Here is an 18179-nt window from a genome sequence, read left to right as displayed (position 1 = left end):
GCCTGTCATTTAGTAAATCAGACAATCGGACACGCGGACTGCGTTCAGACGAGCGGTGAAAGCACCTTGCAAATCGCCAATAAGCGGTTGCCAGGAAAGACTTCGCGGCGCAATGATCAAGTCAGCGAAAATCGCTGCGAGGGTCTAGATTCATAGTGTTCACGTTCACTTTTCAGGGCAGGAAAGGGGCTGCCCATTGCACGTCTTGTTGTGCGAATGTTTCCTTCATCCAAGGGAAAAACAGAGCCTGTATGGAAGGAGAAGTTAATGCCTTACCAACCGAATGACCTCCTGAGCCGTCATTTTGAAGAAAGCGGCCACGACCTCATCAGCAAGGTCGAAGAGCAACTCAACCTGGTTTCACCCAACAGCCCGAACATCCCGATCTACCGCGACATGATCCTGACCGTGCTACGCATGGCCCAGGAAGATCACAACCGCTGGAATGCCAAGATCACCTTGCAAGCCCTACGCGAACTGGAACATGCCTTCCGTGCGCTGGAACAGTTCAGGGGGCGCCGCAAGGTCACCGTTTTTGGCTCGGCCCGAACACCGATTGAACATCCTTTATACGGTCTGGCCCGGGAGCTTGGCGCCGCACTGGCGCGCTCAGACCTGATGGTCATCACCGGTGCCGGTGGCGGCATCATGGCGGCAGCCCACGAAGGTGCCGGCCTGGCACACAGCCTGGGTTTCAATATCACCCTGCCCTTCGAGCAGCATGCCAATCCCACCGTGAATGGCACCACCAACCTGCTGCCCTTCCACTTCTTCTTTACCCGCAAGCTGTTCTTCGTCAAGGAAGCCGATGCGCTGGTCCTGTGCCCTGGCGGTTTCGGTACCCTGGATGAAGCGCTGGAGGTGTTGACACTGATCCAGACCGGTAAAAGTCCGCTGGTGCCGGTGGTGCTGCTGGACGCGCCGGGCGGAAAATTCTGGCAAGGCGCGCTGGACTTCATTCATCATCAACTGGAGGAAAATCGCTACATCCTGCCGACCGATATGAAGCTCGTGAGCCTGGTCTACAGCGCGGAAGAGGCTGTGGAGCAGATCAACCAGTTCTACAGCAACTACCACTCAAGCCGCTGGCTCAAGCATCAATTCGTGATTCGCATGAATCACAAACTAAGCGACCAGGCGCTCGAACACATGCAGGAGGCATTTGCCGACCTGTGCCTGAGCGATCATTTCCATCAACATGCCTACAGCGGTGAGGAACACGACGAACCGCAGTTCAGCCATCTGGCGCGACTGGCCTTCACCTTCAATGCCCGTGATCATGGTCGGCTGCGGGAACTGGTGGATTACATCAACCTGTCGGAAAACTGGGCGCAGTCCAAACCCCAGGAGCAACAGCGCACGCGGGAACCGTCCAAGGTTACGTAGGCAAAAAAAAACGGCCCGCTATGGAAATAGCGAGCCGTTTCAGTCAATCGTCCATCCCTCGGCCGCTGAACAAGCGGCTGATCATTTCCATGGAATATCCCCGATAACTCAGGAACCTGCCCTGTTTGGCACGTTCCCGGGCGTCTATCGGTAAATGCCCGGAAAACTTTCGCCGCCAAGTGTCTTCCAGTTGCTCCTGCCAACTGATACCGCTCTCGCGTAAAGCGAGTTCGATGTCGGTACGTTGCAGGCCGCGCTGACTCAACTCTTCACGAATACGCAAAGGGCCATAGCCGGAACGGGCACGGTAGGAAACAAAGCTTTCGAGATAACGGGACTCGGACAGCAGACCTTCTTCCGTCAAACGGTCGAGTGCGGTGTTGATCATTTCAGGGAGGGCGCCGCGTTGACGCAGTTTACGCGTCAACTCGACTCGACCGTGCTCGCGTCGCGCGAGCAGGTCCATTGCGGTTCGCCGCACCGCGACGAGTGTATCGAGTACGGCGGTCATCGGATCAATCAGATATCAGCGTCAGCCAGGTCATCAGCAGTCTCTTTGACTGGCGATGCTTTGACGTCCGGTGCTGGAGTCAGCAGCTTGTCGCGCAGCTGCTTCTCAAGTTTCTTGGCGATTTCCGGGTTGTCCGCCAGGAACTTGGCCGAGTTGGCCTTGCCCTGACCGATCTTGGTGCCTTCGTAGGCATACCAGGCACCGGACTTCTCAACGAAACCGTGCAGCACGCCGAGGTCGATCATTTCGCCGTTGAGGTAGATACCCTTGCCGTAAAGAATCTGGAACTCGGCCTGACGGAACGGCGAAGCGACCTTGTTCTTCACAACCTTGACGCGGGTTTCGCTACCGACGACTTCATCACCTTCTTTCACCGCGCCAGTACGGCGGATGTCCAGACGAACCGAAGCGTAGAACTTCAGCGCGTTACCACCGGTGGTGGTTTCCGGGCTGCCGAACATCACGCCGATTTTCATACGGATCTGGTTGATGAAGATAACCAGGCAGTTGGCGTTCTTGATGTTACCGGTGATTTTACGCAGCGCCTGGGACATCAGACGGGCTTGCAGGCCCACGTGCATGTCACCCATTTCGCCTTCGATTTCAGCTTTTGGAACCAGAGCGGCCACGGAGTCGACAATGATCACGTCAACCGCGTTGGAACGCACCAGCATGTCGGTGATTTCCAGGGCTTGCTCGCCGGTGTCCGGCTGCGAAACCAGCAGGTCGTCGACGTTGACGCCCAGTTTGCCGGCGTATTCAGGGTCGAGGGCGTGTTCGGCATCGACGAATGCGCAGGTCGCGCCGGCTTTTTGAGCCTGGGCGATCACCGACAGTGTCAGCGTGGTTTTACCGGAGGATTCAGGACCGTAGATTTCAACGATACGGCCTTTTGGCAGACCGCCAATGCCGAGCGCAATGTCCAGACCCAGAGAGCCAGTGGAGATAGCCGGGATCGCCTGACGGTCCTGATCGCCCATACGCATTACGGCACCCTTGCCGAATTGACGTTCGATCTGACCCAGGGCCGCAGCCAAGGCTTTCTTCTTGTTGTCGTCCATTAAAGTCCTCACGTAATCAATAAGGCCTGACGGCCAACACCTGTATAAGTAGCCAGTATTATTCCACAGCGTTTCAGGATCGCCTACCCCTGATTTGAGATTTCTCCAGCGGTATGGCGCAGCAGCCCCTCTAGCGCGGCCTTCACCGTTTGTCGGCGGACCTCGTCACGGTTACCGGGAAAGTGCTGCACCTCGCTGAACACCTGCTCGCCAACGCCCCAGGCCAGCCACACGGTGCCCACTGGCTTGCTCGGCGAACCGCCATCCGGCCCCGCCACACCGCTGACCGCCACGGCAAAACGCGCCTGGCATTTTTCCTGCGCGCCTCGGACCATGGCCTCGACCACCTCGCGACTGACCGCCCCCACGGCAGAAAACAATTCGACCGGGACATTCAATTGCTCGGCTTTCTGGCGGTTGGAGTAGGTGACATAACCGGCCTCGAACCACGCTGAGCTGCCCGGAATTCGGGTGATCGCCTCGCTAATCCCGCCGCCGGTACAGGACTCGGCGGCAGTGACGTGGGCATTGAGAACCTGCAAGCGCCTGCCAAGTTCAGCGGCCAGCTGGGTGATTTCTTTCACGGTTATCTCCTGAGCAAGCGGAATGAGAACTACCGTACACGAGCGTATCGCGCTTGCAAGGCACAGGATCGATCAAAATGTTAGCGAGCGAGGGCTCTGATATAAGCCTGACAGGCCTGCAGGGCAATCAGAGCGCTGTCACCGGCGTCGGTGATGGCGATAATTCTTTGAGCATGCGTCGGGTCAAGTCGGGCGCGCGCGGCTCCATGAACCATGCCGCCGGTGCTGGAGGTGGCTGACACTGAGCAGCCTGGGGCAGCGTCACTGGCGTCGAGGAGGACTGACAGGCGCAGATCAGCAGTGGCAAGACGATCGCGCAGGCGACCTTGATCACGTTGGGCATCGCTAAGCGCTCGGTAATGGGTTTGTTCGCTGCGGCATTTTTCAAGGTAGTTGTCGCGTCAACCGTTCAACTATGCCGCTCTTTTCTCGTCCTGCTGCTCCCGATCCGGATTCAGCATCACCGCTCCTATCGGCTCCCAGTTCCGCGTCTGGCCTGACCAACGTTCCGGGCTTTTCTTGCGCGCTCGCTGGTACAGTTCATGCCGCCGCGCCAGGATCTGGTGGTCCAGCCCTCGATGCCGCTCAGCCGGTGTCACGAAGCGGATCCGGCTATGCCGGTGCTCGTTGTTGTACCAACGCATAAAATCTCTCACCCAAGCGCGTGCGGCGTCCAAGCTGGCAAAACCCTCCTGCGGCCATTGCGGGCAATATTTCAGTGTTCTAAACAGCGACTCCGAGTACGGATTGTCGTTGCTCACTCGCGGTCGGCCACGGGACGGCGTGATGCCCAGGTCGTACATCTTGCTCAACAGCGTCAGCGATTTCATCGGCGCACCATTGTCCGAGTGCAGCACCAGCGGCTCGCGTAAACACTGCTCGCCGATCACGCTGCGTTGCAGCAGCGCAGCGGCTTTTTCGCCGCTTTCTTCTTCGTAAACTTCCCAGCCCACGGCCTTGCGGCTGTAAATATCTTCGATCAAATACAGGTAGTAGTACTTGCCGCGTATCGGCGACGGCAAATACGTGATGTCCCACGACCACACCTGATTGGGCGCTTTGGCGACATGCGTCGTCGGTGCCGCATGCCGTCTGGGTCGCTGGCTACGGCCCCGATGATGTTGCTGACCGGCTGCACGCAGGATGCGATAAAACGTCGCTTCCGACGCCAGATAACGCCCCTCGTCAGCCAGCCTCGGTACGATCTGACTCGGCGGCAAATGGGCATACGCAGGGCTGTTACACAGGGTCACGATCGCTTGTCGTTCGATCTCGCTCAACGCATTACGTGGCGTGGGCCGCACGGTGGTTGTGCGGGCATCGGCTTGAACATCCTCACTCTGCGTCCATCGCTGCAAGGTTCTGAGCGACAGCCCCACCTCCTGGCACGCTCTGATTTTTCGAGCACCGGCCACGATGGCTTCGATCAACCAAGCCACCAACAACTGCCGTTCCGGCAAAGAGGTCAGGTGTCCTCGTTGTCGATCCCCCAGTAATCGTTGAGCTTTTTTCGCAGCACCAACAACGCGGCGGTCTCGGCCAGCGCCTTGTCTTTACGCAGCAGTTCGCGCTCAAGTTGCTGAATACGTTTCTTGTCCTTGCGAGATTGTTCGCGGTCGACCTTTTGTTGGTTCTGAACACTCTGCTGCCCCGTGATACAGGCTTGGCGCCAGGCGCTGACGTGTTCGGGGTACAGACCTTTTCGTCGGCAGTACTCACCCAGTTCGAGCTGCGACAGACCGGCGGTTTCAAGGACGACAGCGAACCGGGCTTCAGCAGACCAGTTCTCGGGGAGTGGCTTGTCTTCAGGCACTGCGCTTCCTTCAGAACTGACCTTCTTGCGCCAGTTGGACAAAGACATTTCGCTAACCCCTTCACGCCGGGAAACCTCGGCCATCGTCAGGCTCAGCGGGGGAAGCAGCATCTTGAGTAATGCGGCTTTGCGTTCAGGTGAATAGTACGGCACGACCAGTCTCTTTCCGCCCCCGATATGCTTTTTCAGGAAAATTCGGAGAGGCGACAACTATCCTGACACCGGGGGGCTGGTCGAAAGACGCTGCTGCAGGGCCAGGCGTTTGTCCTGCTCGGCCTGTTTCTGGGTGGCAGCGGCCAGAGTCAGTTGATTAAGGGTCTCGGCGTGCAGCCTGGCCTGTTCCGCCAATCGCCCGCCATAACGCCAATCCTGAAAGCGCCAGACCAGCGCCGCCGAGCCACCGGCCAACACAGCCAGAAACACAACAACGCCAATGACGCGGTAGGACATCGGCATCAGACTGAAGGCTGGCATAGCACCGCTCTCGCCCGCGCCCAGAGTTGCAAGCGATCCTGCAAACCGTTCAGACCGCCGTTGATGCGGCGGGTGATGCTGTTGAACTGGTCGCGGTCGGCCAGTTCGTTGAAGCCGTTGTGCGCCCAGAACCAGGCGGCGGATTCCGCGGCCCATTGGGGTTGTTCCAACAGTTCTGGCAAAAACAGTAAACGATCATCACCGAAGAGTCCGAGACTGCACTGACGGTAATTGTCGCGACCGGTGATCTGAATCAGACCTCGGCCACGGTACTTTTGACCGTCGCCGTCCGGCTCCGGAGTGTTACCCAACCGGGCAGCGAGGGAACCGGTATCGTATTTGCCGAGGTATTGATTACTCCCCAACTCACGCACGTACTGCAACTGCCCTGACTCGTGACCCACTTGTGCGAGGAAGGCGGCGACGCGTTTCGGGGTGTTGATGTTGCGGTGGGCCATGGCGGTGTTGAGGGCGGAAATGAAAACACTCGCTTGAGGGTGGGCGTTGGGGAAAATTTGTTGCAACTGCGCTGAAGTGAGAGACATGGGTCATGTTCCATTTGCCGTTGTTTTAAACCAGACCGGCGCCAGGGGTTTGCTGAAGTCTTTTGGAAAGTTGGCTAGCGAGGGCCAGTCGCGCAGATCCTGCCGGTAATCCAGCAGTTCATGATATTGATCGCTGCTCAAAGCCAACGGAGTGCCGGCAGCTTGCTCATCGCGATCACGGTCGACCAGCCATTGGCTGGCGGCCAGTTCCTGGTTCCGCCAGGCTCGGGCAACTGTGGCTGGTTCAGGTTCTGCCTCCGGATCGTCTTCCAGCATGGCGAGCAACGGCACGCCACCACTCGCCAGCCATTGCTGGTATTCATCCCAGAAACGGTGATGCCGAGGCACGGTTGCTCCGTCAGGCAGACGAATGACAGTGGCCGGGTCTTTAGTGAGTTGATAGTGCATAGGGAAAACCTCCTTAAAGTTCGGCATCGGCGGTGGCGTGGATGTAATAAGTCTGAGTAACCAGCCCGATATCGGAGTTATCTACCCAGATGCCGCGAGTCGACACCCCAAGAGGTCGAGCATTAGCCGATGAAACTTCATCGCTCCCCGAACGCCATTGCCCAGCGACCCCCTTCGAAGTAGTGGTAAACAAACTGAGACTTGGAATAGCTCTCTTCTCAACCTTGAAGCTCCACTGAGCCAAGGGCTGTGAGGCAAAGCTCGTTTGCCCCTGTTTCACTGTGGATAACAGTGCTCCGTAGGGACCTGTCATGCTTCCAGGCGGCAGATCCTGGCTATAGGTTTTTTCGTAATAACGCTGACACATCATCAACTCATCGCCAGGGCTACGGAGCTCGAACGGCGTCGACACCCGCCCCTCTTCCAACTGGATCTGCGCCAGGTCTATAACCTGCAAAACATTCAAAGGCAGGTCAAAGGAGAGCCGCAGAAAGTCATTGCCACTACTTCCCAAGGTTTTGCCCGCCAGGGACGGTACTTGAATCGGCGAGCTGTATCGGGTCCAGGAGGTTTTGAGTTGAAAGCTGCCAACCGGCGTCACGGCATCCACACTACCGCCCGCTCCGAAATACTGCGCGACAGTCACATTGAGTTGACGCGCCGTGTCGGCCTTGGCCCAGAACGTCAGCGTCGCGGTTTTCCCCGCCAAGGTCCTGACCGACTCGATAGCCTGGGAAATTTTATGCACGCTGGCGCCAACTCCCGCAGTGATTTGCTGCCAACGCATAAAGTAACGGGGCTCATTGGGCACCTCGCCCTGACCCAGCGCAAAGCTCTGCCGGGAAATATTCACCCCGGCGTTTCCGTTCCAGTCGCAACGAAAACGGTCAGCGATATAAGCACCGGTGTAAGGCCCCAAGTTGACTGTACCGCGCTGCCAGATATCGAAGTTGCCATTAATCAGCAGGTTTTTGCGATAAACCTGCACCGGAAAACTCTGTTGGGGGTCGAGTTTCGCCAACTCTTTAATGGCCAGACTCAACTGATCATTTTGATTCTCGGAAGGCATCAGTCCCGCGGCGGTGATGGCGTTGAGAATTTCCTGGGTGACGCTATTACCCCAACTGGCTGGAATCAGGGAGCCGGGAGTTCCGGCTATCGGGTTTTCATCGGCAAATCTACCGTTGACCAGTCCTGCACTGGGGACGCTTTTTGGATAGTCCATTTGATCTACTCAAGTTGTAGGGCATAAACACAGGCAGTGCAGTTACTCGGTCGAGCCTGGAACCTGAGGCCAGTCGATCTCTGCAGGACAGGTTGCTTGCCGTTCAAGGCGATTCAACTCAACGCTGTAGAGTTTCCATTCCATCAATGCCAGTTGCTCATCGTGAGTGGCGTCGCCGATATCTTCGGCATATTGAAGCGGGGCTATACGCAGGACTGCGTCACGAAGTAGCGCGTCTCGCTTGGTGAACACCTGATTCCTAACATCCGCCAATCGCGCCTGGTCGTCCGACTCCCAGGTGTTATCACGCCAGACATAAAACTCACCCGGCCATGGAATCGTGGTAAAGGCGTCAGGCAGCTCCCCAAGTTCGCTCCAGACCTGCTGAGCCCCGCCCTCTTTGCGATACACCAGACCGCGCCGGTCGATCACTTCACGCGGGACATTATTGACCAGTGCCCATGTACGGCCCTGTTCCGGAGGCGGCAATTCAAATGAAAGTTCAACGGCATTACTGGGCAGTTGAATACCGATTCCCGGCGTCACGAAGAACTCCACGGGCCCCGACAAGGCGCCCGAGTTATCAATCAGATAATTAAACATGGACACCTCAGATAAGTTTGATGCGGCCGGGATAGGCGATGTTGCGAGGACGGGATTTGAAGAGATAGAGCAAGGTGCCGGCAGGATCCATCTGGTAGCTGGTTCCGGCCGGATAGATGGGGCCGCCATTGCTGAGCGAGCCGATATATTGTGGCTCCTCACGGGTGTCGGCACCGACGGCAGCTAGGCTGTCACTCCATCGTGACCCTACTGCACCGCCGCCATTCGCCCCCAGGGCATAGGAATGAGAAGTTCCGGGCTGGAAGGCACCCACTACACGCCCGGCATCCACGCCACGGCCTTCGTCCAGAACCCTTAAAAACTCCCCGCGATTTTCAGGTCCACGGAACGTCAGCGCACCGTCACCGCTAGTCCACTTACCTTCGTTCCCGACCCGCGCGGCCTCGGTCCCCAGCACTCCCGATTGCTGGGCGTGATCCCACAACCACGGCCACTGCGCACGGTTCATGACCGTGCCGTTGAGTGCCCCATAGCCACCGGGACTGAGCAGCGTGGTCGTTTCGAAAAACGGTCGACCCAAGGGGGTGTTGTCAAACCGCCCCACCGGCCACCAACTGCCAACGCCATCACTGCGCAGATGCCACCAGTCACCACCGCCCATCAGCACGAGAAACGTATAACCGGCTGCCGAAAGATGGGTATGAAATTTGAGTCGGTCAGTGCCGGCAGCCTGGATAACGAGGCGGTTACCGCTATTGTCTACGCGTCGAAGAATGACGTCGCGAACGCCCATGGCAACGTTGGCTGGCGGAAGAGTGATGGTGGCGGCGCCGGGGCTTGCATCAATCAACACCAGACCGAGTTCTTCCGGCGCCAGCAACTTTGATGCCGCTAGCCGGGTGACCACCGAACGCATCGGGCTCGTCACGCCAATGATCGCCTGGATGGCCTTGAGCAACTGGCCGTTGTCCGCCTCTAACGGTGCCATTCCGGCGCCGGCCACCACACTCAAAATCTCTTGCGTAACAGCATTGCCCCAAACCGCTGGTATCAACGATCCGGGCGAACCGGCCACCGGGTTTTCGTCAACAAACCGTCCATTGACCAGCCCGACACTGGGGACGCTTTTTGGATAATCCATTTTTCATTCCTTGTCTGGAATATTCATTGGAGATACCGATAGCGCGCTTGAATCAAAGCGTTCATACCAGCGGTATCCGTTCACTCGACAGTCATCCAGGCTGACTTTTTTGGACGCGAGCGTTTGGAGGGAAACTTCTTCGCCTGAGGCCACTTGCGCAGTGCCTGCAGATAAACCAGCAACGCCTGATAGTCAGTGTCGGAAAGCGTGGTGGCCTTCATCAGTTCCAACTCGTCCCGATGTCGGTCGCGAAGCCAGACCACGCGCGCAAATTCGTTGTCGCGCCATGCCTTGGCTTCCTGCAAAAGTTGTTCTTCCGAGAGCGGCGCAAGTTCAACCAACACCGGCAGGCCCTGATCGTCATGAGATCTATCTGTTCCCGCCTTCGGATTGGCAATCACCGCGCTATAGCGTTCGTCGTCAATTTCAACGGCATCTTCGGGAAGCCTGGTGTGATAACCCGTCAGGTAGGTGTTACCGGTACTGCGGCTATAAAAACGCTTCATTTCAGTTCCCCACACTCAGGACAGCGATCCAGCCAGTACCACCGGAATTGCTCATGACCTGAACCTGACTGGCGTCAAAGTAAGTGACCAGGGGTGCGGTAGTGATATCAACAAACGGAGCGTTCCCCGAGTGCGAATAACTGGCCCATGCGCCCCGGCACTGGTTTTTAAAGGCCAGTGGCCAAGGTTTGGATACGTAGCCGCCATTGACGCTGATAGAAACCTGTACCCACTGAATCATGAAGCCGCCCAGCCAGGCCGGAAACGCGATGTAGCCGTTTTCCGCAAAACTGTAGGAGACACCCAGACAGAGTTTTTTCGGTGTCACGATTGTGGTGTCGTCTGCTGCGGCATTGACTTGGGCTTGAGAAGCGATGCGTGCCCAGCCAAAGATCGACTCTGTCGCTTGCACCACTTTCTTTTCTATCGCCTGAAACACCCGTAGCGGCGTCATCAATCGACTGCTGCTTGCTCCTGACTCAGCTTCTTCCTTGCTCGCGAAAGAGTCGGCCTTGTTCTTCTCGACAATCGCCGAGATCGCCGCTCTGAGCTGACTGCTATCCGCTTCAGCAGGCACAAGACCGGCGGCGGTAATGACATTGACGATTTCATCCGTGACGCTGTTGCCCCACCTCGCCGGGATCAACGACCCCGGCGTCCCCATCAACGGGTTCTCATCCACAAACTTCCCATTCACCAACCCGGCGCTGGGCACACTGTTCGGATAGTCCATCCCTCTACTCCCTAGTCATAATTGATGTGCACCTTGGTATGCGCCGGTGCGCTGCGATGGATCTGGCATTCCAGTGCAGAACCCGGGTTCATACCGAAGCGTTCGCCCCAGTAACTGGCGCCGAAACGTCGGCCCAGCAGCAGGCGGCCACCGGTGTTCAGCGTCCACATGAAATGCGCCTGCCATGTTCCGAAATGCGTCTGGCCAAACCGGGCCCGTCCCATTCGCGGGACTTCAAGCTCGGTGATGGTGGCGTTCGGGTACCCCTGACTCTTGGCGATCTCGACGTAGTAGCTGATGGCCTGGCTGCCAACAGCGAGCAGTCGACGGCGTACGGCGAGGCGGCGGTCGTCGAACAGTGGCGTCGCGCCCAGGCGCGGGTCGGGCAGGTTCATCACCCGCTCCCAATCCGGCACCAGTTCGCTAACGCCGGCGGGGTCCATTTCGTTGAGCAGGTCGGCGGCGCGGGCGTCGAGGCGGGCCAGTTCCTGGGCGACGCCTTCAAGGACTTCTTCAAGTTCCGGGACCCGCTCGGGGTCCCACGCGGGACCGCTGGGTAGCAGGCTGCGCAGTTGGGCCTGGTATTGTGCGGCGGTTCTGATCACTGCCATACGCAACCTCCGAAGGTCAGCAACTGGTTGCTCTCGGCTTCGACGTCGGCGGTAGGTGACTTGAGATCGTGATCACTTTCGCCGGTTGCGCTGCTGATGGCTTCACGGATGTGACTTACCAGCAAAGTGTCGCCCAGGCCTCCTTCGCGGTTATGCAGATCGCGCAGTTGCGCTTCAACAGCGGCGCGTACGGCCGTGGTGTCGGGCTTCAGGTTCAGTCGGTAGGTCACCGGCACTTGTACCGGTGGCAGCACACGCAACTCGGCGGTGACCGGGCGCAGAGGTTCGATGTAGGCCTGGACTTCAGCCAGTTGCTCGGGATTGGGGACGGGTTGCGCATCGTCGTCCCGCATGATGTACAGACTGACAATGCCGGGGCCGGGATAGCTGCCGCGACACCAGGCACGGGTCACCCCCGGACATTCAAGCGCCCAGGTTTCGTAGTCTTGCGCCGAACCGCCGTGAGGAATGATCCGGTAAGAACGAATCACCCGGGACCGCAGGGATTCCAGACTTTCCCTAGCGATTCCGCCGGTCAACCCCGGCGCCAGCACCGTGAAGCTGTTGCCGATAATGCCCAGAATCGGCTGCACCGGAATCAGCGTCATGCCGGCGTCGGCATTCCCGAGGCTGCCGGCGTCGAGGGCGACGATGGTGGTGCTGTTCAAGCCATTGCTGGTGGTGCGGGCGGAAGTGACTTTGTAAATGCGACCGTCGTTCGATTGCAGCAGAGTATCGACGTCCAGCACAGCGCCAGCGCTGGCGGTAAAGCTGACGCTGCCACTGGCCGATTGTGCGGCTTTGCGCGGCTGGTTAAGACGCAGTGCGGCGATCCGTTCCAGGGTCGACTCATCGGCCTTGTCCGGAAGGATCTGTTCGGCGATCCAGTTCAGATAGCCATACAGACCATAGGCGGCGCCACCGAGGGTGCGGGCCAGCACTTGCGCATCGGACTGGCGCAGCGAATCGCTGGCCAGGTCGCTTTGGGTGCGCTTGATCAGCACCGGCAGCGAAGGGGTTTCAAACGGCATAGATCACCTGCCAACTGTTATCAGGGTTGATGTCCAGGCGCTCGCCGTCGGCCAGGGTCAGGACCGTGCGCAGGTTCAGGCGCTGAGCGTCGAGGCGTTCGCTGATGATGTCGATGGCGCTGCAGTGGCCGTCGTCGATCAGCCATTGCAAGGCTTCGCGGGCATAGAACTCGGCGTCCATCTGGGTCTGTCGGGTCAGCTTGACCCGCCGCAGCAGCCACAGGCGTGAGCCGATACGGTCGTCCGCGACCGTAGGAAAGGTGTCGCCCCACCAGCCGAAACGTTCTTCGTCATCGAGGGCATCGTCATCGGCGGCGCGGCGCCAGGTGAACAGGCTGATCAGCACTGAACGGGTCAGTGCGGCGTGGAGGTTTTGGCTGATAAACATCACTGGCCTCCCGCCGGCACGCCGGTCTGGCCGTTGCCCGCCTGCACGCCGACGTGCACGTGTTTGATCTGGCTAATGCCACCGGCAATCTGATCGCCCTGAGAGACGATCTTGCCGGTCTGGTTCAGGGTCGGTGTGTCGATATTTACGGCAGTGCTGGCGCGGATGTTCAGGGTGGTGGTTTCGATGTCGATGATCCGTCCACGCTTGAAGTGGATCTTGTCGCCTTCGTCGGTGTAGATCGCTACTTCGCCCTGGGCCAGTGCCTTGAGGCGATAGCGGCGGTCGGCGACCACCAGCACGATGGCGTGAGAACGATCGCCACCCAAAAACGTGGCGATACCTTCAGCACCGGCCAGCGGATTGCTGGTGAAACCGTAGGGTTCGAAGTGTTCCATGTCGTCGTTCACTTCACCGGCGGTGAGGCGCATTTGCAGGGATTGAAGCTTGGTAGCCGAGTTGGCGAGCACGACAGTGCCGCGCGCCAGGAGGCGTGTCAGTAGGCTCATGTGGATTACCTTGTAGGAGCGAGGCTTAGCGGGGTGTCAGGTTTTGGGAGGCACCGGGTTCGCATCGAAGGTGTAAGGCGGCGCCACTTGAAGTGTGGTGACCGAGCCCTGTTCGGACAGCGAGTAAGTCACCTTGGAGATCAGCATGTCGTGGTCAAAACCCAATACCTTGTCGATCACCCGCACCAAGGTGTTGTGCTTCCACAAATCACCGTTGGATTGCCGCCAACCTTGTACCCGATAGGTCGTGGTGCCAGCCTTGCCGACGCGAATACCGCTTTCCCAATCGGCACGTTGCTGCGCCAGTTCCGGGGTCAATTGCGCGCTTTCGTTGATCACGGTGATCCGCTTGCGCCCGATAATCGGGTCGGTGGAAACCCCGGACACTTCGCTCACGGCCGCACCGCTCTTCTCGTCGCCGCCCTTGTGCTGACCGATCACCCGGTACTCGGAGAACACCTGGCTGAAGTCCATCGGCGCGTTGGCCGACAGAATATTCTTGCCCAGCTCAAGCACATCACTGGCTCGCCCACCGCTACCCGGTCGGGCCAGTACCACCCGACCTTCGGCGTCATCGGTGGAAAACACCCGGAACAGCGTGAGCAAGCGGTCGATCGACTGAAAGACCGTTTCCCCCGGCACGATGGTGTGGCTGCCGAGCCGCGTGGTTTCCGGGATTTCGCTGACCACTTTCCCGGCATAGGCCAAGGCCAGCGCCTGAACGATGCTGAGCAAGGATTGCTGATGCCATTGGTTGGGCGTGTTGATCGCCGCACAGTCCACCAGGTCCTGAGTCTTTGAACTGCCTTCGATACTCAGGCTGATCTGCCGCCCGTCATAGCTGATCGGCGCCTTGAAGACATACCCGCTGAGCACCAGATCGCAACCGATTCGCACTTGGCAGGGCGCACCCGGACGAATGGGTCGGTCGACCGTCTGCCCCGGCCATTGCCAGGTGATATCGAGCTTGAAAGTGCGGAACTGGCGCTCTAGGTCCGCGGTGATTTCAACGCTTTTCCAGCCGCCATACTCCAGACCGTCAACGGTCAGCAACACGCTGTTGTCGAGTTCATTCATGGTCTATTCCCCCAGGACCTTTACGTCGTCCAGCGGGAGAAACCCCGGATGAATAATGCCGTTGCGCTGTAGTACTTCAGCGATTCGCGTGGCGTCTCCACTTTGCTGATAGATCACGACCAGCCCCGGAAGGCTTTGCTTGAAAGACTTGCTGACCAGTCGAACGCCGGACGACGCGACCGCTTTCAAATGCGCCCGGAGCGCCTGGCGCAAATTGCTCATCGCCAGATAGTGCACAGGATCCGCCTTGGCCTCGGGCAGCTTGAACACTTCCTCAAGTGCCACACGCAAGGCCTCTAAATCGTCGACCACCGGAACGTCCTGATGCGTGGTCGGTAGCACAGCCTGATGCCCGACCGGCAGGTTGGTGACCCGCTTGACTGCCTGCGAAGCCACCGGCATCGACGCGACCCACTGGGCCACTTGCACAATCAAAGTGTCCTGCACCAGATTGGTCAGCGCCTGGGCCGCAGCGGTGGTGTCCTTGCCGGTGGTGAGCTTCGGCGCATCGGCCTTCTTGATGGCTTCGACCTGTTGGGAGACGTTGGCAATCACGCCACGATAACCTTCACGGGCGAAGTCCTTCAGTTCGTTGATGTCGCCGATCAATCCCTTGAATTGCGCCGCCACGTCCTTGGGCAGTTCCTTGACGGCTTTGACCAGATCGCTGATCTGCTGGTACTCATCGATCAACGGCTGAAGGTGCTGCTGAATCACCTCGTAAGCCTCCTTGATGCTGTTGCGCAGGTTGGCAATGCCGATCCGCGCAGCCTTGATCAAAGTCATCGCGTCTTCGAAACGCTTCACTGCGGAGCCCAACAAGCTGTCGGCCGCCACCAGCAATAGCTTCTGCGTACTGACCGCCGCCGTCGGAAACGGCACCGGTTGATCGGGGTAAAACTTCAGGGTAAAGGTCACCAGCCCGCCGTCCTGGCGGGTGTGGGTCATGTCGCATTCGCCGACCTTGACCTGCAGACGTCCCAGCCACGGGTGAACCAGCTCACCACTGCCCTGCTCCAGCGCCTTGAGCAGTTTGTCGCGCTGCTCCAGGCAATCGGGGCCGACGATAAATGCGGTCAAATCGTGAATCTTCGCCTGCAGGCCAAGGCCCTCGAAATACGGCAGATCCCGCTGCGGGTACTCGTGCAACTGGCCCTTTTGGCCGACCGGGTTTTTCGCCTGATCGACCCAGAACTGGACGCCGCGAAACGACGCCGGCATTAAACGGTCACGCCAGCTCATTGGAACCTCCAAGGGACAGTGTGCGGTAGCCGATGCGCGAATTGAGCGCCAGCGCCGGTTGATTGGTTTGCGGCTGATCGGTGCGCATGCCGGCCGGCGCATTTTCGAAGCGCACGGTCAAACCGCCTTCGAGTTGTGTGCGGCTGTTGGCGGCGCTTTGCTGAATCAGGGCGTTGGAGTTTTGTGTCAGGGATCCAGGCTGCATCGAGGGTTTGTGCGGCAGATTACCGGGCAGCACTGACAGGCTTTGTGGTTGCTCGGTATCGGTGCCAAAAAACGCCGGCGCAAACTTACCGTTGCCTTCGGCATTGGTTTTTTCTTGAGCCTCGGTCAGGCCTTCGACCTTGCCGGTCACACTGGCGACAAGACTGCCGAAACCACCGGCAAAGAATTCCTTGATCGGCGCGACGACGCCTTGCAGCTTGTCCCACCATTGGCTGAACCATTCGGTGATCGGCTCCCAACGCTTTTTGATCTCCTCCAACGGAAACCAGTCAAACAGGCTGCGCAGCGTGCCGTACATCACCAGCGCCGGGACCTTGATGCTGTCCCAGATCCCGGAAAACAATTCGGTGGCCGCGCCCCAGCCAGTGATGATCATCTCCCGCGGCGACCAGTCGAACAGACCATGCAGAAAATCCATGACCGGCACCGACAGCGCTCTGAGCAAGTCCCAGATGGCCGAGAACAGGCCCGTCAACGGAGTCCAGTTGCTGATGATCAAACCCAGTGGTGACCAGGAAAAAAGCGTCTGAAAAAATCCGATTACCGGCGTGGCCGCCGCTTTGATGACGTCCCAGATCGCCGCGAACACGGCGGTGATCGGTCCCCAATGGCTGATGATTTGTCCCAGCGGCGTGAACGCAAACATCGTCCTGAAGAACTCGACCATGGGCATCACGACCGGAGAAATCTTTTGCCAAAGCCCGGCGAAGAACGCCGAAATGGGTTTCCAGTTGGCCACAATCAAACCGGCTGCCAAGGCGATGCCCGTGGCAATCAACACGATGGGATGGGTCTTGAGCACCATGTTCATCAGATCGAACACTTGGGTCGCGCCGGTCACGGCGGTTTGCATCGCCGAAAACGCAATGGCACCGGCCGCAAGTCCCTCGACCAGCTTCGGGTTGTCATTGAGCAGACTGCCAAAGCCAATGAGCAGCGGCTGAAGCCCTGCCGTGACGGTCGCGACGGCAGGTTGTAACGCGGTATTAGCGGCAGCCGACACCTGCTCCATCGACCGACTGAACACATTCATGGTTTGCGCGGCGCTGGTCGGTACGCTCGGCACATCGACACCTTTGGCGGCCTCATTGACCTCGGTCAATTGGCCCTTGAACGCAGCGGACGCCTTGATCCCGTCCACGAAGGGCGTGATCACGCTGCCACCCTTGAACAGACCGCTGATATCCAGCTTGCCCAGCCCGGTTTGTTCAAGATGTGTTCTGAAGCCCTCGACCTTCGCTCGAAGGCCGGCGAGCTTGGGGGTCAGTTCATCGATCCCGGTCAGCCGGACCGACTTTTCATCTTCCTTTTCTATGTCTGCCATCACTGCACCTGCTGCATCGCATTGATCCGTTGCGCGTGCTCCAGCGATTCGCGGAGCACATCCAGTGGCCTGGCCATCATCTGTTCGGGGTCAACCTTCCAGAACCAGGCCAGGTCATAGGCGACTGAAATCAGGTCGGTGATGGCTCCGACGCCGCACTCATGAAAAAACTCGCGACAGCCCAGCTCAGCGCGTTGAGGTCAGCCAGGTCCAACTGATTGACCGACGACGGCGGGATGCCGGCGCAGACCGCGATGTATTTGGCCGCGACGTCCATGTCGAGGCTGACTTCTTCGCTCTTGTCGATCTTGTACGGCAGCGCCTTGATCGCTCGAACTTCCTGCACCGTTGGACGGCGCAGGTTGAGTTCGGTCAAGGGCTCGCCGTGGGCTTCGATCGCAACTTGAAGCTTCACGGCGTTGCTCATTGCCAGGTCCCCTTGATGCCTTCGAATTTCAATTCGATGGTGGCGTCGTCGCCTTTGGAGACAGGCTCTTCAACCAGGTAGGCGCCAGCCAGTACGTAGACTTTGCCGTTGCTGAATTCGCAAGTGACGGTCATGTCAGTGCCTGCGATCAGTTGCTTGAGCGGGAAGTCCGCGGTGTGCAGCGCCGTCACTTTGAACGACGGGGAAATGTCGGTTTCCTTGTAGAAACCCGGTACGACGGTTTCCCGTTTCACAGCCATCAACGGCGCTTCGCAGCCGCCATTGATAGTCAGTTGAGCGCCGTCCACTTTGACGTAGCAGGTGCCCGCAATCAGTTGACCCATGGTGTTTCTCCCTTCAAATAAAAAGCCCACGCGAGGTGGGCCGAAATCAC

Annotated in this window: 21 protein-coding genes and 2 pseudogenes; 1 reads left to right on the top strand and 22 read right to left on the bottom strand. The window is 58.7% G+C overall.

The features are described 5' to 3' along the window. Positions 1 to 267 precede the first annotated feature (267 nt). Positions 268 to 1386, top strand: coding sequence for an LOG family protein (locus ACYZTX_RS08505; RefSeq protein ID WP_462033695.1), 1119 nt, complete (start codon positions 268 to 270; stop codon positions 1384 to 1386). A gap of 43 nt (positions 1387 to 1429) precedes the next feature. Here the strand turns inward: ACYZTX_RS08505 and recX are convergent, their stop codons facing one another. The 22 genes and pseudogenes from recX to ACYZTX_RS08395 all read right to left on the bottom strand — a co-directional run bounded on the left by recX (position 1430) and on the right by ACYZTX_RS08395 (position 18129). Then, positions 1430 to 1897, bottom strand: a complete 468-nt coding sequence (gene recX / locus ACYZTX_RS08500) for a recombination regulator RecX (protein ID WP_462033694.1) — start codon at positions 1895 to 1897, stop codon at positions 1430 to 1432. Positions 1898 to 1905: 8 nt separating this feature from the next. Continuing rightward, positions 1906 to 2958: a recombinase RecA gene (recA, locus tag ACYZTX_RS08495; protein WP_150709927.1), complete on the bottom strand. Its 1053-nt coding sequence runs from the start codon at positions 2956 to 2958 to the stop codon at positions 1906 to 1908. Positions 2959 to 3041: 83 nt separating this feature from the next. Next, positions 3042 to 3542 carry a CinA family protein gene (locus tag ACYZTX_RS08490; protein WP_462033693.1) on the bottom strand — a complete coding sequence of 167 codons (501 nt, stop codon included), beginning with the start codon at positions 3540 to 3542 and terminating at the stop codon, positions 3042 to 3044. Positions 3543 to 3622: 80 nt separating this feature from the next. Beyond that, positions 3623 to 3916 (bottom strand): annotated as a pseudogene (locus ACYZTX_RS08485) (lysis protein); the annotation flags it as partial. A gap of 39 nt (positions 3917 to 3955) precedes the next feature. After that, a protein-coding gene (locus ACYZTX_RS08480; protein WP_462033692.1) for an IS3 family transposase occupies positions 3956 to 5508 on the bottom strand; the annotation gives its coding sequence in 2 pieces (ribosomal slippage) (positions 3956 to 5046 and positions 5046 to 5508; 1554 coding nt in all). A gap of 75 nt (positions 5509 to 5583) precedes the next feature. Then, a pseudogene (locus tag ACYZTX_RS08475) lies at positions 5584 to 5829 on the bottom strand (lysis protein); the annotation flags it as partial. Continuing rightward, positions 5811 to 6374: a glycoside hydrolase family 19 protein gene (locus ACYZTX_RS08470; RefSeq protein ID WP_462033691.1), complete on the bottom strand. Its 564-nt coding sequence runs from the start codon at positions 6372 to 6374 to the stop codon at positions 5811 to 5813. The gene ACYZTX_RS08470 and the pseudogene ACYZTX_RS08475, both read right to left, overlap by 19 nt. A gap of 3 nt (positions 6375 to 6377) precedes the next feature. Further along, entirely contained in the window at positions 6378 to 6782 is a 405-nt protein-coding gene (locus tag ACYZTX_RS08465) for a phage tail assembly chaperone (RefSeq protein WP_462033690.1), read from the bottom strand. A 13-nt stretch (positions 6783 to 6795) separates the two neighbouring features. Next, positions 6796 to 8007, bottom strand: a complete 1212-nt coding sequence (locus ACYZTX_RS08460; RefSeq protein WP_462033689.1) for a carbohydrate-binding protein CenC — start codon at positions 8005 to 8007, stop codon at positions 6796 to 6798. Between the two features lie 42 nt (positions 8008 to 8049). After that, positions 8050 to 8610 carry a tail fiber assembly protein gene (locus ACYZTX_RS08455; protein WP_462033688.1) on the bottom strand — a complete coding sequence of 187 codons (561 nt, stop codon included), beginning with the start codon at positions 8608 to 8610 and terminating at the stop codon, positions 8050 to 8052. Between the two features lie 7 nt (positions 8611 to 8617). Then, a complete protein-coding gene (locus tag ACYZTX_RS08450; protein ID WP_462033687.1) occupies positions 8618 to 9712 on the bottom strand; it encodes a phage tail protein in 1095 nt (364 codons plus the stop codon). An 80-nt stretch (positions 9713 to 9792) separates the two neighbouring features. After that, positions 9793 to 10218 (bottom strand): tail fiber assembly protein, encoded by a 426-nt coding sequence (locus ACYZTX_RS08445; protein WP_462033686.1) that lies wholly within the window; start codon positions 10216 to 10218, stop codon positions 9793 to 9795. Position 10219: 1 nt separating this feature from the next. After that, positions 10220 to 10951, bottom strand: coding sequence for a gp53-like domain-containing protein (locus ACYZTX_RS08440; protein ID WP_462033685.1), 732 nt, complete (start codon positions 10949 to 10951; stop codon positions 10220 to 10222). Positions 10952 to 10962: 11 nt separating this feature from the next. Further along, positions 10963 to 11562: a YmfQ family protein gene (locus ACYZTX_RS08435; protein ID WP_462033684.1), complete on the bottom strand. Its 600-nt coding sequence runs from the start codon at positions 11560 to 11562 to the stop codon at positions 10963 to 10965. After that, positions 11553 to 12593 carry a baseplate J/gp47 family protein gene (locus tag ACYZTX_RS08430; RefSeq protein ID WP_462033683.1) on the bottom strand — a complete coding sequence of 347 codons (1041 nt, stop codon included), beginning with the start codon at positions 12591 to 12593 and terminating at the stop codon, positions 11553 to 11555. Before ACYZTX_RS08430 ends, ACYZTX_RS08435 begins: the two co-directional genes overlap by 10 nt. Then, complete coding sequence (locus ACYZTX_RS08425; RefSeq protein WP_038979177.1) at positions 12583 to 12981, bottom strand: phage GP46 family protein; 399 nt, start codon at positions 12979 to 12981, stop codon at positions 12583 to 12585. Before ACYZTX_RS08425 ends, ACYZTX_RS08430 begins: the two co-directional genes overlap by 11 nt. Further along, a complete protein-coding gene (locus tag ACYZTX_RS08420; protein ID WP_282376937.1) occupies positions 12981 to 13490 on the bottom strand; it encodes a phage baseplate assembly protein V in 510 nt (169 codons plus the stop codon). Before ACYZTX_RS08420 ends, ACYZTX_RS08425 begins: the two co-directional genes overlap by 1 nt. Before the next feature lie 36 nt (positions 13491 to 13526). Then, the gene (locus ACYZTX_RS08415) at positions 13527 to 14567 is read right to left on the bottom strand and encodes a phage baseplate assembly protein (RefSeq protein WP_462033682.1); all 1041 of its coding nucleotides are present in this window, start codon (positions 14565 to 14567) and stop codon (positions 13527 to 13529) included. A 3-nt stretch (positions 14568 to 14570) separates the two neighbouring features. Further along, positions 14571 to 15809 (bottom strand): DNA circularization protein, encoded by a 1239-nt coding sequence (locus ACYZTX_RS08410; protein WP_462033681.1) that lies wholly within the window; start codon positions 15807 to 15809, stop codon positions 14571 to 14573. Next, entirely contained in the window at positions 15796 to 17358 is a 1563-nt protein-coding gene (locus tag ACYZTX_RS08405; protein ID WP_462033680.1) for a phage tail protein, read from the bottom strand. Before ACYZTX_RS08405 ends, ACYZTX_RS08410 begins: the two co-directional genes overlap by 14 nt. Positions 17359 to 17488: 130 nt before the next feature. Continuing rightward, positions 17489 to 17785 carry a phage tail assembly protein gene (locus ACYZTX_RS08400; RefSeq protein WP_123719832.1) on the bottom strand — a complete coding sequence of 99 codons (297 nt, stop codon included), beginning with the start codon at positions 17783 to 17785 and terminating at the stop codon, positions 17489 to 17491. Next, positions 17782 to 18129: a phage tail tube protein gene (locus tag ACYZTX_RS08395; protein ID WP_282376942.1), complete on the bottom strand. Its 348-nt coding sequence runs from the start codon at positions 18127 to 18129 to the stop codon at positions 17782 to 17784. The genes ACYZTX_RS08400 and ACYZTX_RS08395 overlap by 4 nt, the downstream gene beginning before the upstream one ends. Between the last annotated feature and the right edge of the window lie 50 nt (positions 18130 to 18179).

The organism is Pseudomonas sp. MDT1-17 (assembly GCF_054898105.1).
This window is presented reverse-complemented; position numbering and strand designations above follow the sequence as displayed.

Coding starts and splice junctions, on each gene's coding strand:
- ACYZTX_RS08445 (WP_462033686.1), bottom strand. CDS start 10,218: ATGAAGCGTTTTTATAGCCGCAGTACCGGTAACACCTACCTGACGGGT.
- recA (WP_150709927.1), bottom strand. CDS start 2,958: ATGGACGACAACAAGAAGAAAGCCTTGGCTGCGGCCCTGGGTCAGATC.
- recX (WP_462033694.1), bottom strand. CDS start 1,897: ATGACCGCCGTACTCGATACACTCGTCGCGGTGCGGCGAACCGCAATG.
- ACYZTX_RS08420 (WP_282376937.1), bottom strand. CDS start 13,490: ATGAGCCTACTGACACGCCTCCTGGCGCGCGGCACTGTCGTGCTCGCC.
- ACYZTX_RS08400 (WP_123719832.1), bottom strand. CDS start 17,785: ATGAGCAACGCCGTGAAGCTTCAAGTTGCGATCGAAGCCCACGGCGAG.
- ACYZTX_RS08430 (WP_462033683.1), bottom strand. CDS start 12,593: ATGCCGTTTGAAACCCCTTCGCTGCCGGTGCTGATCAAGCGCACCCAA.
- ACYZTX_RS08435 (WP_462033684.1), bottom strand. CDS start 11,562: ATGGCAGTGATCAGAACCGCCGCACAATACCAGGCCCAACTGCGCAGC.
- ACYZTX_RS08460 (WP_462033689.1), bottom strand. CDS start 8,007: ATGGACTATCCAAAAAGCGTCCCCAGTGCAGGACTGGTCAACGGTAGA.
- ACYZTX_RS08455 (WP_462033688.1), bottom strand. CDS start 8,610: ATGTTTAATTATCTGATTGATAACTCGGGCGCCTTGTCGGGGCCCGTG.
- ACYZTX_RS08410 (WP_462033681.1), bottom strand. CDS start 15,809: ATGAGCTGGCGTGACCGTTTAATGCCGGCGTCGTTTCGCGGCGTCCAG.
- ACYZTX_RS08440 (WP_462033685.1), bottom strand. CDS start 10,951: ATGGACTATCCGAACAGTGTGCCCAGCGCCGGGTTGGTGAATGGGAAG.
- ACYZTX_RS08425 (WP_038979177.1), bottom strand. CDS start 12,981: ATGTTTATCAGCCAAAACCTCCACGCCGCACTGACCCGTTCAGTGCTG.
- ACYZTX_RS08450 (WP_462033687.1), bottom strand. CDS start 9,712: ATGGATTATCCAAAAAGCGTCCCCAGTGTCGGGCTGGTCAATGGACGG.
- ACYZTX_RS08415 (WP_462033682.1), bottom strand. CDS start 14,567: ATGAATGAACTCGACAACAGCGTGTTGCTGACCGTTGACGGTCTGGAG.
- ACYZTX_RS08405 (WP_462033680.1), bottom strand. CDS start 17,358: ATGGCAGACATAGAAAAGGAAGATGAAAAGTCGGTCCGGCTGACCGGG.
- ACYZTX_RS08470 (WP_462033691.1), bottom strand. CDS start 6,374: ATGTCTCTCACTTCAGCGCAGTTGCAACAAATTTTCCCCAACGCCCAC.
- ACYZTX_RS08395 (WP_282376942.1), bottom strand. CDS start 18,129: ATGGGTCAACTGATTGCGGGCACCTGCTACGTCAAAGTGGACGGCGCT.
- ACYZTX_RS08465 (WP_462033690.1), bottom strand. CDS start 6,782: ATGCACTATCAACTCACTAAAGACCCGGCCACTGTCATTCGTCTGCCT.
- ACYZTX_RS08505 (WP_462033695.1), top strand. CDS start 268: ATGCCTTACCAACCGAATGACCTCCTGAGCCGTCATTTTGAAGAAAGC.